We start from the raw sequence: 19,724 nt of genomic DNA, 5'->3' as shown, positions 1-19,724 counted from the left end.
CGACGTCTGCGATGCGAGGGCCGGGAGCGATCCCGGCCCTCGGTGCGTCGGGAGTCCCCGTCACATCCGGGCGAGATATTCGCTGGGCACACCGACCCAGAACTGGCCGCTGTTCATCGGGCTGTCGGTGTAATAGGTCGCCGGCCGCGTCACCTGGGCGCCGAGGAAGCGGTAGGGCGCGCCGTCCGTCTTGTAGGCATAGACCGGCGGGCCGCGGCCGTCGTCGATGACGTTGAGCTGGTCGCCGAGCAGGTCCGGATCGGGCGCCCACGGCTCCATCGCCCGGACCGTCTTCTGGGCGACGTTCTCGCCGTGGAGGACGTTCATGTGGCCGAAGCCGCCCGGCGCCTTGAAGCCGATCAACAGCGGCCACATGCCGAAGAAGTCGCGGATCGAACGCGCCGCCACCGACCGTCCGGTCATGCCGAAATTGTTCACCGACACGAAGGAGGTCATCTTGGCGGGATCGATCGTGCCGTCGGCGCCGACCATGCCGTGGCTGCGCACCAAGAGGTTGGGCTGATCGATCTGCGTGCGGTTCGGCGCCGCCTTCAGCCACCATTGCAGACAGGCCGCCCAGCAGGCGTTGGAATCCATCTGCCCGACCGGGGCGATGTCGGCGAACGACGGCCGCATCTTGACCAGGATCTCGATCGGCGGCGCCGCGTCGCGCCCGTCCTTGCCCGTCGCGGTGAAGGTCAGGCGCAGCGGCTGCGGCGTGTCGATCTTGATCAGCAGTCGGGTCGGCCCGTCGTCATAGACCTCGCGGGCATATTCGCCGGACCCGTGTTGCGAGGCCGAGAAGGACGCGGCGCGCGCCTCGCCGCCGATGCCCTCGAAGCCGATGAACACGTCTTCGCCGACGAACACCGTCAGCGACCGGCCCGAGCGGTCCCACATGCCGCGGGTGTCGGCGGGTAGAAAGAAACGTCCCATGATGCGCTCTCCCCTTGCGAGCCGGGACACCGTCCCCTTCGGGTCTGAGCCCGATCGAGGGACGCGGCTTCGTCGACCGCCCTGCTTCGCCGACGCCCGTCACGATGAGACAGGTCAATTGTGGCGGGCTCGCGCTGATTTGTCGCAGCCACGACGAAATTCCCGAGGGGAACCGCGGGATTTCGCCCGCGCCTTCCGCGATGAACGCACGGCCGGAAGCCGGGACGGTCGCCGGCGTCAGTTCAGACGGCGGATGCGCCCGAGCGCCGGCGCCTCGACCACCCCGGCGGTCTTCAGGAACGCCTCCAGCGCATCGACGTCGAACACCCCGGTGACCGCATCGGTGCCCTTGCGGAACACCTTGAAGCCGTCGCCGCCGTCGGCGAGGAAGTTGTTGAGCGTCACCCGGTAGCGCGCCGCCGGATCGATCGGCCGGCCGTCGAGGGTGATCGAGGCCGGGTCGACCCGTTCGCCGATCGGCTTGGCGGCGTCCCAGGTGTAGGAGAAGCCGGCCGACGGCTGCAGCAGCCGCGGATTGTTCGGATCGCTCCACTGCTGCTCGAGCGCCTCGTGGAGATCGGCGCCGGTCAGGGTGATCGTCACCAGATTGTTGGCGAAGGGCTGCACCGCGAAGACGTCGCCGTAGGTGACCGGCGCGCCGTCGTGCTTCTTGACGAGGTCGGTGCGGACGCCGCCGGGATTGGTGACGGCGATCACCGCCGCGCCCTGGGCGGGGCCGCGGGTGGCGGCGAGCTGGGCGTCGGCGATCAGGTTGCCGAGCGACGATTCGCCCGACGGCGCCTGGGTCTTGGTGATGGTCGCGGCGATCGCCCCGACCGGCCGCTCGATCAAGGGGCCTGCGACCTTCTCGTAGGTGGCGATCAGCGCGGTCTGGTCCGGATCCTTGGCGAGCGTATCGGTGCGCACGATCAGATTGTTCGCCCGCGCCTCGACGATGCGCTTGCTGCCGCGGTCGATCTTCAGATCGATCTCGGTCACCAGCGTGCCGAACTTGTCGCCCGAGGTGACCAGCCGCCCGCCCATGTCGCAGATGTAGGCGCGGTGGGTGTGGCCCGAGATCACCACCTTGACCGCCGGATCGAGCTTGCCGACGATGTCGACGATCGCCCCGGAAATCCCGATGCAGTCGTCGTAATTGCCGGTCGCCGCCCCGCCCTCGTGGATCAGCACGACGATCGCCTCGACGCCCTTGGCCTGCAGCTCCGGCACCAGCGCGTTGACCGTCTCGGCCTCGTCGCGGAAGGCGAGGCCGGCGACGCCCGACGGCAGCACCATGTCCGGGGTGCGCTTCAGGGTCAGGCCGATGAAGCCGACGGGAATGCCCTCGAAGGTCTTGATTTCGTAGGGTGGCAGCAGCGTCTTGCCGGTCGCGGTGTCGATCGTCGAGGCGGCGAGATAGTGGTACTTGGCGCCGAGGAAGGGATGCAGCGCCAGACAGGCCTTGTCGCTCTGGCAGCCGCCGTTCTGCTTGCGCAGCAACTCGGCCGATCCCTTGTCGAACTCGTGGTTGCCGACCGCCGAGATCTCGAGACCCATCAGCGACAGCGACTCGACCGTCGGCTCGTCGGCAAACAGCGCCGACAGCAGCGGCGAGGCGCCGACCAGATCGCCGGCGGCGACGAAGATCGCATTGGGCTTCGCCGCCTTCTCGGTCTTGATCAGCGTCGCCATCGCCTCCGACCCGCCCGCCGCCACGGTGATGGTCTTGGTCGGGTCGGCCGGGTTGCGGATCTTGATGCCGCCGGCCGGCGGCTTCAGGTTGCCGTGGAAGTCGTTGATGGCGAGCAGCGTCACCTCGAGCGGGCCGCCGTCGGCGGCCAGACACGCGCCCGACAGGGCGGTCGACGACAGGACGAGGGCGAGAGCGAGCGAGGGGAGCTTCATCGGCGGTCTCCGGGTGTGACGCGGCGCAGGCCCGCGCGCGGCAGTGCCGGACGGGCTCCCTCTTGACTGACATCGAACCGGTGGCGGTGCAATGACGCGGACGACGGTTCAGCCGTTCGGCGCGTGCTCTCGCCACCGCCCGGCCTCCTCGTGTAGAACACCTGACGGGAGCGGTCGGGCGTCGACGTCGAATCGACCGAGGGAGTTGTAGACATGCGGTGCCCCTACTGTGGCGGTGACGACACTCAGGTGAAGGACAGCCGTCCCACCGAGGACGGCGCGGCGATCCGCCGCCGCCGCATCTGCTCGGCCTGTGGCGGCCGCTTCACCACCTTCGAGCGGGTGCAGTTGCGCGAGCTCACGGTGATCAAACGTTCCGGCCGGCGCGTGCCTTTCGATCGCGACAAGCTGGCGCGCTCGGTGCAGATCGCCTGCCGCAAGCGCCCGGTCGATCCCGAACGCATCGAACGCATGGTCTCCGGAATCGTCCGCCAGCTCGAGAGCCTCGGCGAACCGGAGGTCACCTCCGAGCTGATCGGCGAGTCGATCATGGAGGGGCTGAAGGGCCTCGACGACGTCGCCTACGTGCGCTTCGCCTCGGTCTACCGCAATTTCCGCGAAGCCAAGGACTTCGAGGCCCTGCTCGGTGAACTGGCGCTGCCCGACCCCGCGTCGCGCTGAGCCAACCGCCGGCCCCCGGGGAAGCGCCCGCTCGCCGAAGGATCCGTCTTGACCGCCGAACCGCCCGCGCGATCTCTCTCCCTCCCGCCGCCGTCGCGCGACGAGGACGCCCGTTGGATGGCCGCCGCCGTCCGCCTCGCCCGCCGCCATCTCGGCCTGACCGCGCCCAATCCCTCGGTCGGGGCGATCGTCGTCGCCGACGGCCCCGACGGACGCCGGGTGGTCGGGCGCGGCGTCACCGCGCTCGGCGGCCGCCCTCATGCCGAGCCGCAGGCGCTGAGGCAAGCCGGCGATGCGGCCCGCGGCGCCACGCTCTACGTCACCCTCGAACCCTGCTCGCACCATGGCGTCACCCCGCCCTGCGTCGAGGCGATCATCGCCGCCGGCATCGTCCGCGTCGTCGCCGCGGTGAGCGACCCCGATCCGCGCGTCGCCGGGCGCGGCTTCGCCCGATTGGCCGCCGCCGGCATCGCGGTCACCACCGGCGTCGCCGAGGCCTCGGCCGCCGACGGCCTGTGCGGCCATTTGGCGCGGGTCCGCCTCGGCCGACCCCATGTCCTGCTCAAACTGGCGGTCTCGGCCGACCGCCGCATCGGCCGCCGTGACGTGGCCAATCTGGCGATCACCGGACCGGCGGCCCGCGCCCGCGCCCAGCTGATGCGCGCCGAAACGGACGCCGTGGCGGTCGGCATCGGCACCGCGGAAATCGACGATCCGGCGCTCACCGTGCGCCTGCCGGGCCTCGCCGCGGCCTCGCCGGTCCGGGTGGTGTTCGACGCCGCCGCTCGTCTCGCCCCGCGCTCGCGTCTGGCGCAGACCGCTCGCGAGATCCGGGTGATCGACCTCGTCGCCGCAGGCGCCGACCCCGACCGCTGCGCCGCGCTGGCGGCGCTGGGCGTCGAGATCCTGCCGGTGGCGCGGGGCGCCGACGGCCGCCTCGATCTCGCCGCGGCCTTGACGGCGCTGGCCGCGGGCGGCATCACCTCGGTCCTGGTCGAAGGCGGCGCCGAGATCGCCGCGGCCCTGGCGCGTCGCGACCTGATCGACGCCGTCGCGCTGTTCGAGAGCGACACGGTGGTCGGCCCCGACGGCCTCGCCCTGCCGGCGATCCTCGCGGCCGCGCTCGCCGCCGACGGCGGGTCTTTCGACGTCGCGGGTCGCGAGATCTGGGGTCCCGACCGCCTCACCCTGTTCCACCGGCGCGCCGTCCCGACGCCGTCCCGATCCGAGAGGAGCTGATCCGATGTTCACTGGTATCGTCACCGCCGTCGGCGAAGTGCTCGCCGTGGAGACCCGCGAAGTCGGCGTCCGTCTGCGCATCGCTTCGCCCTACGATCCCGACGGCATCGCCATGGGCGCCTCGATCGCCCATGCCGGCGTCTGCCTGACGGTGGTCGACCGCGGCCGGGTCGCCGACGGACGCGGCTGGCACGAGATCGAGGTCAGCCCCGAGACCCTGCGCTGCACCACCATGGGCGAATGGGTCGTCGGCTCGAAGATCAACCTCGAGCGCTCGCTCTGCCTCGGCGACGAGATGGGCGGCCACCTGGTGACCGGCCACGTCGACGGGCTGGCGGTGGTCGAAGAGCTGACCATGGAGGGCGACATGGCGGTGTTCCGCTTCCGCGTCCCCCACGAGCTCGCCCGCTTCATCGCGCCCAAGGGTTCGGTCGCCCTCGACGGCACCTCGCTGACCGTCAACGACGTCACCGGCGACACCTTCACGGTGCAGTTCATCCCGCATACCCTGACCGTCACCACCTGGGGCGAGCGCCGGGTCGGCGATCGGATCGACGTCGAGGTCGACCTGATGGCCCGCTACGTCGCCCGCCTGCGCGACGCCGACGGCGCCCCGAACTGACCGCGAGGGGCGCATTTCTGCCGCGCGAGGCCCCGAGAAGGGCCGCTTCGCGCGGCGCGCACTGGACAAGCGGCGCCGCCTCCCGCATTGATCGCGGCTCGAAAGAGGACCCCAAGCCGCCATGTCGACCCAACGCCATCTCGCCGACTTCGACCCGTCCGAAGTTGCCGGAGCCAAGATTCTGATCGTCGAGACCGGTTTCAACGCCGAGATCGTCGCCGCCCTGCGCGAAGGTGCGCTGGCGGTGCTCGCCACCGCCGCCGTCACCTGGGACATCGTCGTGGTGCCCGGCGCGCTCGAAGTGCCCGCCGCCATCACCTACGCGCTCCGGGCCGAAGAGAAGCGCGGCCAGCACTACGACGGCTACGTCGTGCTCGGCTGCGTGGTGCGCGGCGCCACCGGCCACTACGACATCGTCGCCGGCGAGTCGTCGCGGGCGCTGACCGACCTGACGGTCGCCTTCCGCCTGGCCCTCGGCAACGGAATCCTGACCGTGGAGAACGACGAGCAGGCCTGGGAACGCGCCGATCGCACCCGCCTCGACAAGGGTGGTGCCGCCGCCGCCGCCGCCCTCTCGATGGTGGCTCTGCGCCGCCAATTCGGATTGTGAAGATGGCAGAGCCCGTCGTCCCGCGCGAGACCAAGCCCGCCAACAAGCGCGGCGTCGCCCGCCTCGCCGCCGTCCAGGCGCTCTATCAGATGGAGATCGGCGGCGCCGAGCTCGCCGACGTCGTCGACGAGTTCGAGACCTTCCGCTTCGGTCGCGAGATCGACGGCGAGGAATATCGCGAGGCCGATCCGGTGTTCTTCCGCGAGATCCTGGCCGGCGTCGTCGCCCATCAGCGGGTGATCGATCCGCGCGTCAACGCCGCCCTCGTCGAAGGCTGGCCGCTGAAGCGCGTCGACGTCACGCTGCGCGAGATCCTGCGGGCCGGCGCCTGGGAGCTCTACAAGCGCAAGGACATTCCGGCGCGGGTGGTGATCAACGAATACGTCGACGTCGCCAAGGCCTTCTTCGTCGAGGACGAGCCCAAGATCGTCAACGGCGTGCTCGACCGCATCGCCCACGAGCTGCGCACCGGCGAATTCGAGCCCTGAGGGGTGCAGCCCGGGCCGGAACGTTTCGGACGTCCGGCCACGGATTGATGCGCGTCGATGATGAATCCATGCCTTCGACGTATAGATCTCGTGTTCGTCGTCGATCTCCAAGTCTTCATCGGGTGAAGAACGCGTCTTTAGCGCGTGCGGAAAGACTCCCTTAAGATCGCGAGGGCGAAGGTCCCCCGTCGACGAGGCGGCCTCCGGCGTCTCGGTCATTCGGGAGCGGGCAATGTTCGATCGTATCGGCGGGCGTCTCTACGCCCTGGTGGGTCTCTTCGCGGTCGGCATCGCCGTCCTGGTCGCCGTGGTCACCTGGATGCACCTGACCGATGCCCGCGAGGATCGCCGCCACGAGATCGCGTCGCTGGTCGAAACCGCGATCGGCGTCCTCGACACCCAGCGCAAACTGGTCGATGCCGGGACCCTGAGCGAGGCGGAAGGCCGCGCGCGGGCGCTGAAGGTGATCGCCGGCCTGCGCTATGCCGGCGGCAACTATTTCGCGATCATGGACGACGACTTCACCACGGTGCTGAACGGCGCCATGCCCGATCGCTCGGGCAAGAACTACCTCGCCAATCCCGACGCCGCCGGCAAATTCTACCTGCGCGACGCCAAGGCGATGGTCGAAGCCAAGGGTGAGGCCTGGGTCGACTACGTGTTCATGAAGCCCGGCGAGACCACCGCGACGCCGAAACTCGGCTTCTTCAAGCGCTATCAGCCGTGGAAACTGACGGTCACCACCGGCGTCTACATGGACGACCTCGCCGACCGGGTGCGCGGCGGCGCCCTGCGCGCGCTCGGTGCCGGCCTGCTGATCCTCCTCGGCATCGGCGCGGTGGCGGTGACCATCACCCGCGGCATCACCCGGCCGCTCGCCGCCCTGCGCGGCGACATGCTGCGGCTCGCCGACGGCGACGACGTCGCCGAGATCGCCGGCGCCGACCGCAAGGGCGAGATCGGCGAGATGGCCCGCGCCGTCGTGGTGTTCCGCGACGGTGCGCTGGCCCGGCGGCAGATGGAGGCGACCCAGGCCGCCGAGGACGCCACCCGCCGCGCCCACGGCGCCCGTCGCGAGGCTGCCTTCGACGCCTTCCGCCGCACCATCGGCACGGTGGTCGGCGCCGTCTCCGACACGCTCGATCGTCTGCAGCACACCGCCGAGACGATGAACACCATCGCCGTCGGCGCCACCGAACAGGCCTCGAGCGCCGCCACGGTGTCGGAGACCGCCAGCGGCAACGTCCAGCAGGTCGCCTCGGCCGCGGAGGAACTCGGCGCCTCTGTCGGCGAGATCGGCCGCCAGGTGACCCAGGCCTACGGCGTGGTCGCCGCGGCGACCGAAGCCGCCGCCCGCACCAACACCCGCGTCGCGGCACTCGCCGAAGCCGCGCAGAAGATCGGCGACGTGGTCGGACTGATCCGCGCCATCGCCGAGCAGACCAACCTGCTGGCGCTCAACGCCACCATCGAAGCGGCCCGCGCCGGGGACGCCGGTCGGGGCTTCGCGGTGGTCGCCACCGAGGTCAAGAGCCTCGCCGCCCAGACCGCCAAGGCGACCGAGGACATCGCCGGCCAGATCGACGGCATTCAGGCCTCGACCCGCGAAGCGGTCGGCGCGATCGGCGAGATCGCCGCGACCATGGGCGAGATCAGCCGCTTCACCTCGGCGATCGCCTCCGCCGTCGAGCAGCAGTCGGCCGCGACCTCCGAGATCTCGTCGAACATCGCCCATGCCGCCCAAGGCACCGGTCGTCTCGCCGACACCGTCGGCCATGTCACCACCGCGGTCGCCCGCACCCATGCCTCGGCCGAGGACGTGCTCGGGGTCACCGCCGCCCTGTCGGAGGCCACCCGCCACCTGTCCGGCGAGGTCGATCGCCTCCTCGCCGACGCCGCCTGAACGGCGGCGCGATCACGAGCGATCGGTCGGGCGTCGCCCGATCGACCGTCCCCGATCGACCGCCCCCCGATCACCCTCCCCACGTCAGGGTCATGCCGACGTCGCCGGGGAAGCCGCCGGGGAACTCCAGGATGCGCGCCGACAGTCCGAAGCCGCGCGGCTTCATCTGGGCGAGCCAGCGTTCGTAGACGTCGGCCGCCTTGCCGCGCAGGCTGGTCGGCCAGTCGGGGTCGGGGACGTTGATCATCCGGCCGCCGTCGCTGCACAGCTTGGCCGGGAAGCGCAGCAGCAGGAAATCCTTCTCGCCGCGCTCGGCCGCCGCCTTGGCGCGCTCGACCATCAGATTCCATTCCGATTCGCTCAGGTGTTCGTCGGCGAGCCGCCGCACCAGATCGCGGGTGGCGCGCTCGCGGGCGCGCTGCTGCTCGGCGCGCACCGCCATGTCGCTCTCCTCGTGCAACTCGACGAGATGGCGGAAGGCGTCGGCCGAGAGATCGACGCCGTCGGCGAGCACCGGGGGCGGCGGGGGCGGCGGCGCGACCGGCGGCTCGACGATCTCTTCGACCGGGGCGCGGGCCGGGTGGTGCTCGTCCTCGGCTTCCGACAGGGCGCGGGCGAGATCGGCGCGGCTGACCACGCCGACCAGACGCCCGTCACGCACCACGAACAGCCGCTTGACCTTGTGTTCGGTGAGCACCCGGGCAATCTCGGCGAGATCGGCCTCTTCCGAGATCGAGATCACCGGCTTGTTCATCACCTCTTCGGCGGTGCGGGCATTGGGACGGGTGGTCTCCAGGAATTCCGTCGACAGGCTCTGGCCCTGGGCGAGGCTGGCCAACCAGCGGTCGCGCCGCGCCAGCCGTTCCGGGGCGTGCTGTCCGATCAGGTCCCATTCGCTGACCACGCCGATCGGTCGACCGGCGCCGTCGATCACCGGGACGGCGCTGACCCGGGCGTCGAGCAGCGCCCGGGCCACCTCCGCCAGCGTCACCTTCGGTCCGACCGAGACCACCGATCGGGTCATGATGTCGCGCGCGAGCATGGTTCGCCTCTCCTCTGCCGTGGCATCGCCGGCAGGCCGCAGGACGCGCCCGCGCGGCGCCTCCCTTCATTTGGGGTCGCAGGTGAGCCGGCGCAACCGTCCGCCGCCGTTCGACGTTGGGTTCGGACGGGTGCGGCGGCCACGGCCCGGCCGGACGTTGCCCGCCGCCCGGGGATCGCGTATCGGGGGGAACCGGCGCCGCCCGCGGCGTCGCCGTGCCGTCCGAACCCGAGGAGTGCCCCCGCCGATGACGGGATCGACGCGTCCGTCCGAAGACGATCTGATCGCCCGCTGGCTGCGCCCGCTCGCCACCGATCCGGCGGCCCTGCAGCTCGGCGACGACTGCGCCTGTCTGACGCCGCCGCCCGGTCACGACCTCGTGTTGAAGACCGACACCGTCGCCGCCGGCGTGCATTTCTTCCGCGACGATCCCTGGGACCTGGTCGCCCGCAAGGCGCTGCGCGTCAATCTCTCCGATCTCGCCGCCAAGGGCGCGCGGCCGCTCGGTTACCTGATGTCGCTGGCGCTGCCGGCCGATTGGCGCGAGGACGATCTCGCCGCCTTCGCCCGCGGCCTCGGCGAGGATCAGGCGATCTGGCCGGTGTCGCTGTTCGGCGGCGACACCATTCGCTCGCCCAACGGCCTGGTGGTCACCATCACCGCCCTCGGCGCGGTGCCGACCGGCCGCATGGTCCGCCGCGCCGCGGCGCGGGCCGGCGATCGTCTCTATGTCTCCGGCACCCTCGGCGACGCCGCCCTCGGCCTCGAGCTGCGTCTCCACCCCGAATCCGCCGAGACCTGGGGCCTCGACGCCGCGGCGCGGGCCCATCTCGCCCGCCGCTACCTGCTGCCCGAGCCGCGGCTGGCGCTGGCGCCGGCGCTGCTCGCCCATGCGCGCGCCGCCATGGACCTCTCCGACGGGCTCGGCATCGACCTCGAACGGATGTGCCGCGGCAGCGGCGTCGGCGCGGAGATCGACGCCACGGCCCTGCCGCTGTCGCAGGCCGCCGCCGCGGTGCTCGCCGTCGAGGGGACCCGTCTCGCCGCGGTGGTCGGGGGGGGCGACGACTACGAGATTCTCGCCGCGGTCGATCCCGCCGAGGCGAGCGCCTTCGAGGCCGCGGCGGCCGCGGCCGGCGTTCCGGTTGCGGCAATCGGTCGCGTCCTGCCCGGCGCCGGCGACGTGCGGCTCCTGCGGGCCGACGGCACGGCGGCGCCGCCGACCGGCGGCTTTCGTCACTTCTGAAATTTGAAAACGTCGGCGCGGCAGCGACTTGAGCAAAACCGATCCGGCGGCAAGAAAGTATAGCCGATTCGCTGCGTCTATCCGACGAAGGCCTGCTTGACGCGAGGTTCCTCCCCGCTACGCTGGCCGTCCCATCAACCGGGGCCCTCGCGGGCGGGCACCCGGAACACTCCATATGCTCGTCGTCGAGGCACGTCCGGCCCGTCCGGGGGTGCCGTTCTCGGCGGACTCACTCGGGAGAGAACATGTCCATACTCCTCGTCATTCTCTGCGGCCTCGTGTCGATCGGCTACGGCATCTGGGCGATCCGATCCGTCATGGCGGCGGATGCCGGCTCGGCGCGTATGCAGGAGATCGCCGGTGCGGTCGCCGAAGGGGCGCAGGCCTATCTGAAGCGCCAGTACATCACCATCGGCGGCGTCGGTGTGGTGATCCTGGTCGTCCTCGGCCTGCTCCTCGGCAAGGAGGTGGCGATCGGCTTCCTCATCGGCTCGGTGCTGTCGGCGCTCGCCGGCTTCATCGGCATGAACGTCTCGGTGCGGGCCAACGTCCGCACCGCCCAGGCCGCCACCCAGTCGCTGGCCGGCGGTCTCGACATCGCCTTCAAGGCCGGCGCGGTCACCGGCATGCTGGTCGCCGGCCTCGCGCTGCTCGGCGTCGCCGTCTACTACGCGGTGCTGACCGGCGTGCTCGGCCACGCCCCCAACGACCGCATCGTCGTCGACGCCCTGGTGGCCCTCGGCTTCGGCGCCTCGCTGATCTCGATCTTCGCCCGTCTCGGCGGCGGCATCTTCACCAAGGGCGCCGACGTCGGCGCCGATCTGGTCGGCAAGGTCGAGGCCGGCATTCCCGAGGACGATCCGCGCAACCCGGCGACCATCGCCGACAACGTCGGCGACAACGTCGGCGACTGCGCCGGCATGGCCGCCGACCTGTTCGAGACCTATGCGGTGACCGTGGTCGCCACCATGGTGCTCGCCGCGATCTTCTTCGCCGGCGCGCCGACGCTCTCCGCCTCGATGCTCTATCCGCTGGCGATCTGCGGCGCCTGCCTGATCACCTCGATCATCGGCACCTTCTTCGTCAAGCTCGGCGCCGACAACTCGATCATGGGCGCGCTCTACAAGGGCCTGATCGTCACCGGCGTGCTGTCGGTCGCCGGCCTCGCCGGCGCCACCCAGCTGACCGTCGGCTGGGGCTCGATCGGCACCGTCGCCGGTCAGTCGATCGTCGGCACCAACCTGTTCATCTCGGGTCTGGTCGGCCTCGCGGTGACCGGCCTCCTGGTGTGGATCACCGAATATTACACCGCCACCGGCAAGCGCCCGGTGGTGTCGATCGCCCAGGCCTCGGTCACCGGTCACGGCACCAACGTCATCCAGGGCCTCGCGGTTTCGCTGGAATCGACCGCCGCCCCGGCCATGGTGATCGTCGGCGGCATCATCTCGACCTATCAGCTCGCCGGCCTCTACGGCACGGCGATCGCGGTCACCACCATGCTCGGCCTCGCCGGCATGATCGTCGCCCTCGACGCCTTCGGACCGGTCACCGACAACGCCGGCGGCATCGCCGAGATGGCCGGCCTGCCCAAGGAGGTGCGCCACACCACCGACGCGCTCGATGCGGTCGGCAACACCACCAAGGCGGTGACCAAGGGCTATGCCATCGGCTCGGCCGGCCTCGGCGCCCTGGTGCTGTTCTCGGCCTATTCCAACGACCTGACCTACTTCGCCGCCCACGGCGATCAGTTCCCCTACTTCAAGGGCATGGGCGTGGTCTCCTTCGACCTCTCCAACCCCTACGTGGTCGCCGGCCTGATCTTCGGCGGACTGATCCCCTACCTATTCGGCGGCATCGCCATGACCGCCGTCGGCCGCGCCGCCGGTGCGGTGGTCGAGGAAGTGCGTCGTCAGTTCCGCGAGAAGCCGGGCATCATGAACGGCACCGAGCGGCCCGACTACGGCCGCGCCGTCGACATGCTGACCAAGGCGGCGATCCGCGAGATGATCATCCCGTCGCTGCTGCCGGTGCTGGCGCCGCTCGTCGCCTATTTCGGCGTGCTGGCGATCTCCGGCTCCAAGGCCTCGGGCTTCGCGGCGCTGGGCGCCTCGCTGCTCGGCGTGATCGTCAACGGCCTGTTCGTCGCCATCTCGATGACCTCGGGCGGCGGCGCCTGGGACAACGCCAAGAAGTCCTTCGAGGACGGCTTCGTCGACAAGGACGGGGTACGCCACATGAAGGGCTCGGAGGCCCACAAGGCCTCGGTCACCGGCGACACCGTCGGCGACCCCTACAAGGACACCGCCGGTCCGGCGGTCAACCCGGCGATCAAGATCACCAACATCGTCGCCCTGCTGCTGCTGGCGATCCTCGCCCACGGCTGATCCGGCGCCCGACGCCGCCATCCTGCGATCCCCGTGCGGTCCGCCGCGCGGGGATCGTGCGTTTCGGGCTGCCCGGGGCAGGGCGAAAGCATGGCGGCGCGGCGGGCGCCGGCGCGCGTCGGGGAGGGCGCCCAGGAACCCGTAGGGCGGCTACACGGGCGAACCCTCGCCCTCGGCCGTACCGAGGGGCCGCCACGGCCCTGGGAGGGCATGCCTGCGGCTGCACGCCCGTCCGGCGGGAACCGGCGGCGCGGACGATCCGATGCGGCAAGGGAGGGCACGGGACGCTTGGCGGCCATGGGGGGCGCCGCGCCTTGCGGGGGCGGCAGCCCGCCCGCGCCGGACGAACGGCGCCGGGCGCTCACGTCCGGCGGCGGTGCCCGAGGGCGAGGCGCGCGACGGCGCCCGGCATCGAGCCGGGCGCGGTTCGCGTCACTTGGTGAAGGGGTTGGCCGGACCGGCCTTCAGGATCTGCGACAACAGGCCGTAGTCGGCGCCGCCGGTGCGGGTCTTGCGGGCGATGAAGTCGAACACCTTGCCGTCCTGGAGACCGTAGTTGCCGATCTCCTTGACCCGCGCCTTGTCGTCGAAATAGACCGCCAGCACCTTCTGGTCGGTCACCGACTGATTGAGGAAAGCGACCATCCGTTCGGTGTGCTGCGAAATGTAGTAGAAGGCTTCTCCGCCGACCGTCGCCGTGGTCGACGGCGAGCCGAGCACCAGCAGCACCTGTTCGCGGCTGGCGCCGACCTGGATCTGCCCGACGGCGTTGTCGGAGGCGACGTAGCCGTGGTCGTAGGCCTCGGAGCAGCCGCCGATCGCCGCCGCCGCCGCGAATGCCGCCGCCATCGCCACGCCTCTGGCGCCGCGTGCGACGGCTCCGCGGGTTGCCTGCCTGTGCCGACGATCCATCTATGCCTCCCCGGCGGTCGATTGCCGACCGCACTGCGTCCAAGGGCGGGCCTCCTCGCGAGGTCGCGCTTCTTGGCTTCTTCCCTAACCTGCGCTAGGTCGGATGACAACGCCCACGACCGGCGACCCCCGCCCCGCCAGATCCGACGGAGACGACATGATCTTCGGACTGTTCGGCCACCGTTTCTCCGACGCCACCCTCGCCCTCTATCGGGCGATCGTGACTGAAGCGCGGCATCCCGAATTCTATCTGCACTACGGCGTTCCCGACACGGTGACGGCGCGCTTCGACATGATCGTGCTGCACATCGCGGTGGTGCTGCATCGCCTGCGCGCCGAAGCCGAGGCGCCGGTCGAGGCCGGCGCTCGCCGCGACCGTCCCGACCCCGCTGCCCGCGGCCAGGAACTGGTCGACCTGTTCTTCCAGGAGATGGACCGGGCGCTGCGCGAAATGGGGGTCGGCGACACCTCGATCCCCAAGAAGATGAAGAAGCTCGCCGCCGCCTGGAACGGCCGCACCCAGGTCTACGACAAGGCGCTGGAAGCCGCCGACGCCGACGAACTGGCCGCGGCGATCGCCCGCAACGTGCTCGCCGAGGCCTCCGACCCCGCCGTCGGCGCCGCGGCACTGGCCCGTCACGTGCTCGCCGCCTCCGCTGCTCTCGCCGACCGTCCCGTCGCCGACGTCCTCGACGGCCGGATCGTCTGGCCCGACCCCGCTCTCTCCTCGCCGAGGATCACGACATGACCGATGCCCCCGTTCCCGCTCCGGCCCCGGTGCCGCTGCGCCGTACCCTCTCCGTCTCCGACATCTCTCCGGGTGGCACCCATGTGGTGATCACCGCCGATGCCGAGCAACTCGCCGCGCTGGCGGTCGCCGGCGAAGTGCTGTCGGTGGAGTTCTGCCGAGCCGAACTGCGCGTCGCGCCCTGGTCGGGCGCCGGCGTGGCGGTCGACGGCCGCGTCACCGCCCGCCTGACCCAGGCCTGCATCGTCACCCTGGAGCCGGTCGAGACCCTGGTCGACGAAGAAGTGTCGGTGCGCCTGGTGCCGCCGGACAAGCTCGCCCAATATCTCGAGCCCAAGGACGACGACGGCGCGATCGATCTCGACGCCAATGCGATCGACGTGCCCGAGCCCCTGGAGGGCGGCACCGTCGATTTGGGGGCGATCGTCGTCGAACATCTGATGCTCGGTATTGATCCCTATCCGCGCCGTCCGGGAGCCGAATTCGACCCCGTCGCGGCCGGTCTGGTGGTGCCGCCCGAGACCTTCTCCCCCTTCGCGGCTCTGGCGCGCCGGAAGAAGGAGTGATAGGGGAGCCGGGCCGAATGACGGACCTGCGTCGGCGACCGTGCCGGACGCGGGTTGTCACCGGGCCCCAACGCGGTAATGTCCGGCCTCCGTCGGATGCGACCGACGAGCCTCAGAGTACGATGCCGACCTCCATCATCATCTCCCTGGACGCAATGGGCGGAGACGCCGGCCCGGAAATGGTCGTGGCGGGCGCCGCGCTGGCCCTCGAACGGCGTCCGGAACTTCATTTCGTGTTGTTCGGCGACGAAGCCCGCGTCGCGCCGCTCGTCGCTGCACGCCCCAAGCTCGCCGCAGTGTCCCGGGTGGTCCATGCCGAGGTCGTGGTCCGCATGGACGACAAGCCCAGCCAGGCGCTGCGCGCCGGCCGCTGGAAGTCGAGCATGTGGAAGGCCATCGACGCGGTGAAGACCGGCGAGGCCGCGGTCTGCGTCTCCGCCGGCAACACCGGCGCGCTGATGGCCATGGCCAAGTTCTGCCTGCGCACCATGGCCGGCATCGAGCGCCCGGCGATCGCCGCGATCTGGCCGACCCTGACCGGTGAGGCGATCGTCCTCGACGTCGGCGCCACGATCGGTGCCGACGCTCAGCAATTGGTCGACTTCGCGGTGATGGGCTCGGCGATGGCCCGCAGCGTGTTCGGGGTCGATCGCCCCCGTGTCGGCCTCCTCAACATCGGTGTCGAAGAGGTCAAGGGCATCGAAGAGGTCAAGATGGCCGGTCGACTCCTCCGGGATGCCGACCTGCAGGAACTCGAATACGTCGGCTACGTCGAGGGCGACGACATCGGCCGGGGTATCGTCGACGTGGTGGTGACCGAGGGCTTCGCGGGCAACATCGCCCTGAAGACCGCCGAAGGCACCGCCAAGCAGATGGGCCAGTATCTGCGCGCCGGCATCAGCCGGACCTGGTTGACCCGTCTCGGCTATCTGCTCGCCAAGTCGGCCTTCGACCGGCTGAAGGAAAAGATGGACCCGCGCAAGGTCAACGGGGGTGTGTTCCTCGGCCTCAACGGCGTCGTCATCAAGAGTCATGGTGGGGCCGACGCGGAAGGGTTCGCCTCCGCCATCGAACTCGCCCGCGATATGGCCCTCAACGATCTCACCGCCCGGATCGTCGAAGGGTTGGCCCATTATCATCGCGCCGGATTCGCGACTGCCGCGAGCGGCGAGGAACGAGGTGAACTGTGAGCGTGCTTCGAACCGTCGTCCGCGGTGTCGGCTCTTACCTCCCGCGTGAAACCCTCACCAACGCCGATCTCGCCAAGATCGTCGACACCACCGACGACTGGATCGTCGAGCGCTCCGGCATCCACGAGCGCCACCGCGCCGCCGAAGGCGAATTCACCTCCGATCTCGCCGTCGCCGCCGCCCGCGCCGCGCTGGAGAACGCCGGCATCGACGCCGCCGACATCGACCTCGTGGTGGTCGCCACCGCCACCCCCGACTACACCTTCCCGGCCACAGCCGGCGAGGTCCAGTCGCAGCTCGGCATCACCCGCGGCTTCGCCTACGACCTCCAAGCGGTGTGCTCCGGCTTCGTCTACGCGCTGGCCACCGCCGACGCCCAGATCAAGGCGGGCCTCGCCACCCGCGCCGTGGTGATCGGCGCCGAGACCTTCAGCCGCATCCTCGACTGGACCGACCGCACCACCTGCGTGCTGTTCGGCGACGGCGCCGGCGCGGTGGTGATCGAGGCCGCCGAGGGCGGCGCGGGCCTCGCCGATCGTGGCATCATCGCCTCCCATCTGCGCGCCGACGGCCGTCACCGCGAGAAGCTGTTCGTCGACGGCGGCCCGTCGCGCACCCAGACCGCCGGCCATCTGCGCATGGAAGGCAAGGAGGTGTTCAAGCACGCGGTCACCAATCTGGCCGGGGTGATGGACGAGCTCCTGGTCACCACCGGACTGACCGCCGCCGACATCGACTGGTTCGTGCCCCATCAGGCCAACCGCCGCATCATCGAAGCCACCGGCAAGCGCCTCGGCATCGACGCCGGCAAGATCATCATGACCCTCCAGGTCCACGGCAACACCTCGGCCGCCTCGATCCCGCTGGCGCTCGACGTCGGCGTCAAGGACGGCCGCATCAAGCCCGGCGATCTGGTGATGATCGAAGCCATGGGCGGCGGTTTCACCTGGGGCGCGTCGCTGATCCGCTGGTGAGATCCGCGACTTGCGCCTTCGAGGGGGGCCGCGACCGGTCCCGCGACGTCGAATCTTCGGCATCGACGTCGCGCCGACGTTGCGCCTGTTGACCGGCCCTCGCCGAGGTCCTACCTTTTCATCCGGATTGACGAGACGTCGGACGTGCGGGTTCCCGAACGTACCGCCGACGGGTCGACGGACCCGAGCCGCGGCGCAATCAAAAGGGTTGGAACATGACGGGGAAGACCATCACCCGGGCGGATTTGTGCGAGGCCGTCTATCAGAAGGTGGGGCTGTCGCGGACCGAATCCGCCGATCTCGTCGAAATGGTTCTGGGAGAGATTTCCAATTGCCTGGTGGAGGGCGAGTCGGTCAAACTGTCCTCCTTCGGCACGTTCCTGGTCCGCTCCAAAGGCGAGCGGATCGGCCGCAACCCCAAGACGGGTGAGGAAGTTCCGATCTCGCCCCGGCGAGTGATGGTCTTCAAGCCGTCCAACGTCTTGAAACAGAAGATCAACGACACGCTGGGCGACGACGAATGATCTCCTCGTCGGGCTCGCTCGGCCCGACCGATCGGTGAGCCGTCGACCTTGGACAAGAGCCCGGACGCATTCCGTACGATCAGCGAAGTCGCGGCCGATCTCGATCTGCCGCAGCACGTCCTGCGTTTCTGGGAGACGCGCTTCGTCCAGATCAAGCCGCTGAAGCGCGGCGGCGGCCGGCGTTACTACCGGCCCGACGACGTCGAACTGCTCAAGGGCATCCGCCATCTCCTCTATGGCGAGGGCTACACGATCCGCGGCGTCCAGCGCATCCTCAAGGAGCAGGGCGTCCGCTTCGTCATGAACGTCTGGCTGGAGGGCGCGCCACAGCCGCCCAAGCCCGGCGCCGCCCGCTGGGACGAGGGCCGCGCCCCCGAACCCGCCGCCTGGGACGAGGCCGAGGGCGTGGACGACGGATCCGCCGACGAAGCCTCCGACGGCGAGGGCGAGGCCCGCGCCGCCGACGACGAGGCCTGGGCGGCGATGGCCGAAGGCGGCGTCGCCGAGCCCGACCTCCCCGACCCCGACCCCGCCGTCGACCGTCTCGCCGACGAAGCCCGCGAGGCCCGCGACCTCGCCCGCCGTTTCGCCCCGTCGTCCGGCGCCGCGCCGCCGGTCGCCGCGACCCGCGCCCCGTCGGCCGTCGTGCCGACGACACCGCCGCGCCCCGAATCGATGCCCGAGCCGGTCCGTGAACCGGCGCCGCCGGTCGTCCTGCGCCCGCGCTCGGAACGTCCGCCGGCCCCGCGCCCGGCCGCGGCGGAGACCGCGCGCGGCGGCATCGGCCATCTGATCGACCGCCTGCGCCCGGGCGGCGTGCCGGCTTCCGAAGCGGTGCTGGCGACGCCGACCCGCGAGCCGGCCCGCGCCCTGTCGCGCGACGAGATTCGCCGTCTGCAATCGACGCTGTTCGAACTGCTCGAATGCAAGCGCCTGCTCGATCAGGCGCGCTGAGCCGGAAACGGCGCGATCCCGCCGCCCTCTCGACGCGCCCGTCGGCGCGATCGGGAAAGGGGTTGCACGGGGCTCCGAAACGGTCTAAGTCGCCTCGGCGGACGCGTTTGTCCGGGGTACGACGTGCCCCGGCAGCCGACCTGACGGGCAGTAGCGCAGCCTGGTAGCGCACTTGACTGGGGGTCAAGGGGTCGGAGGTTCGAATCCTCTCTGCCCGACCAATCGACGCCGGCCCGGTCCTCGCGGACCGGCCGCGACCGCCGCGAAGAGAGACCGGATGGGCCCCGCCCTCCGGTCTCTTTGCGTTTCGCACGCAGCGTTTCGGTCTCGGTGTTTCGAGGCCGGCGAGTCGGCCCCGGCGTTTCCGGCCCGGATCTGCCCGTGCCGCCGTGCCGCCGCGACTTCGCGACGATTTCGCTGTCCCGGTGCCTCGCCGGGGGCATATTTCTCCGCGAGACTGTTTCTCGAAGGCATCCCGTCGTCCGCGGTCGCGACCCATCGGTCGCACCGGACGGTCCGGGGAGGGAGCGTGCAGATGAAATACGTGAAGGACCTGCTGACCACCGTGGTGATCCTGCCGTCGTTGGTGTCGGCGCAGACCGCGATCGCCGCGTCGCCGCCCGAACCCGGTCGCATCGAGATGGCGCAGGCCAAGCCGCTGACCGAGGAAGAGCTGCGCCGCCAGCAGCATCAGGCCCCCGCGCCGGCCGCGCCGCGCGCCCAGCCCGCGCCGGTCCAGGTGCCGCCGCCCGTTCGCGTCCAGCCGGCCGCCCCGCCGCCGGTCCGGGTTCAGCCCGCCC

18 protein-coding genes, 1 tRNA gene and 1 pseudogene are annotated in these 19,724 nt (G+C 70.7%); 16 read left to right on the top strand and 4 right to left on the bottom strand.

What is annotated here, in order from left to right; all coding sequences use genetic code 11:
- Positions 1-60: 60 nt before the first annotated feature.
- On the bottom strand, positions 61-936 hold the full coding sequence (locus EYW49_RS05560; RefSeq protein WP_131307052.1) for a hypothetical protein: 876 nt from the start codon (positions 934-936) through the stop codon (positions 61-63).
- 237 nt (positions 937-1,173) lie between these two features.
- Positions 1,174-2,841, bottom strand: coding sequence for a bifunctional metallophosphatase/5'-nucleotidase (locus tag EYW49_RS05555; RefSeq protein ID WP_131307050.1), 1,668 nt, complete (start codon positions 2,839-2,841; stop codon positions 1,174-1,176).
- Between the two features lie 213 nt (positions 2,842-3,054).
- Here EYW49_RS05555 and nrdR point away from each other — a divergent pair, with 213 nt between their 5' ends.
- The 6 genes from nrdR (at position 3,055) to EYW49_RS05525 (ending at position 8,384) form a co-directional block, all read left to right on the top strand.
- The gene (gene nrdR / locus EYW49_RS05550; protein ID WP_131307048.1) at positions 3,055-3,522 is read left to right on the top strand and encodes a transcriptional regulator NrdR; all 468 of its coding nucleotides are present in this window, start codon (positions 3,055-3,057) and stop codon (positions 3,520-3,522) included.
- A gap of 48 nt (positions 3,523-3,570) precedes the next feature.
- Positions 3,571-4,761 (top strand): bifunctional diaminohydroxyphosphoribosylaminopyrimidine deaminase/5-amino-6-(5-phosphoribosylamino)uracil reductase RibD, encoded by a 1,191-nt coding sequence (ribD, locus tag EYW49_RS05545; RefSeq protein WP_265937387.1) that lies wholly within the window; start codon positions 3,571-3,573, stop codon positions 4,759-4,761.
- A gap of 4 nt (positions 4,762-4,765) precedes the next feature.
- Positions 4,766-5,383, top strand: a complete 618-nt coding sequence (locus tag EYW49_RS05540) for a riboflavin synthase (RefSeq protein ID WP_131307044.1) — start codon at positions 4,766-4,768, stop codon at positions 5,381-5,383.
- Positions 5,384-5,504: 121 nt separating this feature from the next.
- The gene (ribH, locus tag EYW49_RS05535) at positions 5,505-5,993 is read left to right on the top strand and encodes a 6,7-dimethyl-8-ribityllumazine synthase (RefSeq protein WP_131307042.1); all 489 of its coding nucleotides are present in this window, start codon (positions 5,505-5,507) and stop codon (positions 5,991-5,993) included.
- Between the two features lie 2 nt (positions 5,994-5,995).
- Complete coding sequence (gene nusB / locus EYW49_RS05530) at positions 5,996-6,481, top strand: transcription antitermination factor NusB (RefSeq protein ID WP_131307040.1); 486 nt, start codon at positions 5,996-5,998, stop codon at positions 6,479-6,481.
- A gap of 232 nt (positions 6,482-6,713) precedes the next feature.
- Entirely contained in the window at positions 6,714-8,384 is a 1,671-nt protein-coding gene (locus EYW49_RS05525; protein WP_131307038.1) for a methyl-accepting chemotaxis protein, read from the top strand.
- 70 nt (positions 8,385-8,454) lie between these two features.
- Here the strand turns inward: EYW49_RS05525 and EYW49_RS05520 are convergent, their stop codons facing one another.
- Positions 8,455-9,426 (bottom strand): CBS domain-containing protein, encoded by a 972-nt coding sequence (locus tag EYW49_RS05520; RefSeq protein ID WP_131307036.1) that lies wholly within the window; start codon positions 9,424-9,426, stop codon positions 8,455-8,457.
- 247 nt (positions 9,427-9,673) lie between these two features.
- Here EYW49_RS05520 and thiL point away from each other — a divergent pair, with 247 nt between their 5' ends.
- Positions 9,674-10,672 (top strand): thiamine-phosphate kinase, encoded by a 999-nt coding sequence (gene thiL / locus EYW49_RS05515; RefSeq protein ID WP_131307033.1) that lies wholly within the window; start codon positions 9,674-9,676, stop codon positions 10,670-10,672.
- A gap of 245 nt (positions 10,673-10,917) precedes the next feature.
- Positions 10,918-13,056, top strand: coding sequence for a sodium-translocating pyrophosphatase (locus EYW49_RS05510; protein ID WP_131307031.1), 2,139 nt, complete (start codon positions 10,918-10,920; stop codon positions 13,054-13,056).
- A gap of 432 nt (positions 13,057-13,488) precedes the next feature.
- On the opposite strand, the gene EYW49_RS05505 is transcribed toward EYW49_RS05510, so the two are convergent.
- Positions 13,489-13,905, bottom strand: a complete 417-nt coding sequence (locus tag EYW49_RS05505; RefSeq protein ID WP_228259509.1) for an outer membrane protein assembly factor BamE — start codon at positions 13,903-13,905, stop codon at positions 13,489-13,491.
- A 220-nt stretch (positions 13,906-14,125) separates the two neighbouring features.
- On the opposite strand from EYW49_RS05505, the gene EYW49_RS05500 reads away from it, so the two are divergent.
- The 8 genes and pseudogenes from EYW49_RS05500 to EYW49_RS05460 form a co-directional block, all read left to right on the top strand.
- Positions 14,126-14,716, top strand: a complete 591-nt coding sequence (locus EYW49_RS05500) for a ubiquinol-cytochrome C chaperone family protein (RefSeq protein ID WP_131307027.1) — start codon at positions 14,126-14,128, stop codon at positions 14,714-14,716.
- Positions 14,713-15,282, top strand: a complete 570-nt coding sequence (locus EYW49_RS05495; RefSeq protein WP_131307025.1) for a YceD family protein — start codon at positions 14,713-14,715, stop codon at positions 15,280-15,282. Before EYW49_RS05500 ends, EYW49_RS05495 begins: the two co-directional genes overlap by 4 nt.
- Positions 15,283-15,404: 122 nt before the next feature.
- Complete coding sequence (gene plsX / locus EYW49_RS05490; RefSeq protein WP_131307023.1) at positions 15,405-16,472, top strand: phosphate acyltransferase PlsX; 1,068 nt, start codon at positions 15,405-15,407, stop codon at positions 16,470-16,472.
- 2 nt (positions 16,473-16,474) lie between these two features.
- Positions 16,475-17,446: a beta-ketoacyl-ACP synthase III gene (locus EYW49_RS05485; protein ID WP_206365399.1), complete on the top strand. Its 972-nt coding sequence runs from the start codon at positions 16,475-16,477 to the stop codon at positions 17,444-17,446.
- Positions 17,447-17,661: 215 nt separating this feature from the next.
- Complete coding sequence (locus EYW49_RS05480; protein WP_131307019.1) at positions 17,662-17,970, top strand: integration host factor subunit alpha; 309 nt, start codon at positions 17,662-17,664, stop codon at positions 17,968-17,970.
- Positions 17,971-18,018: 48 nt separating this feature from the next.
- A pseudogene (locus EYW49_RS05475) lies at positions 18,019-18,271 on the top strand (MerR family transcriptional regulator); the annotation flags it as partial.
- A 797-nt stretch (positions 18,272-19,068) separates the two neighbouring features.
- Positions 19,069-19,145, top strand: a tRNA-Pro gene (locus tag EYW49_RS05465).
- Between the two features lie 314 nt (positions 19,146-19,459).
- The coding region (locus EYW49_RS05460; protein ID WP_206365395.1) for a hypothetical protein at positions 19,460-19,724 on the top strand (265 nt) is incomplete at its 3' end.

Source organism: Siculibacillus lacustris (assembly GCF_004328075.1).
Taxonomy (GTDB): domain Bacteria; phylum Pseudomonadota; class Alphaproteobacteria; order Rhizobiales; family Ancalomicrobiaceae; genus Siculibacillus; species Siculibacillus lacustris.
The sequence above is the reverse complement of the archived record's forward strand: the minus strand, read 5'-3'. Positions and strand labels throughout refer to the sequence as shown.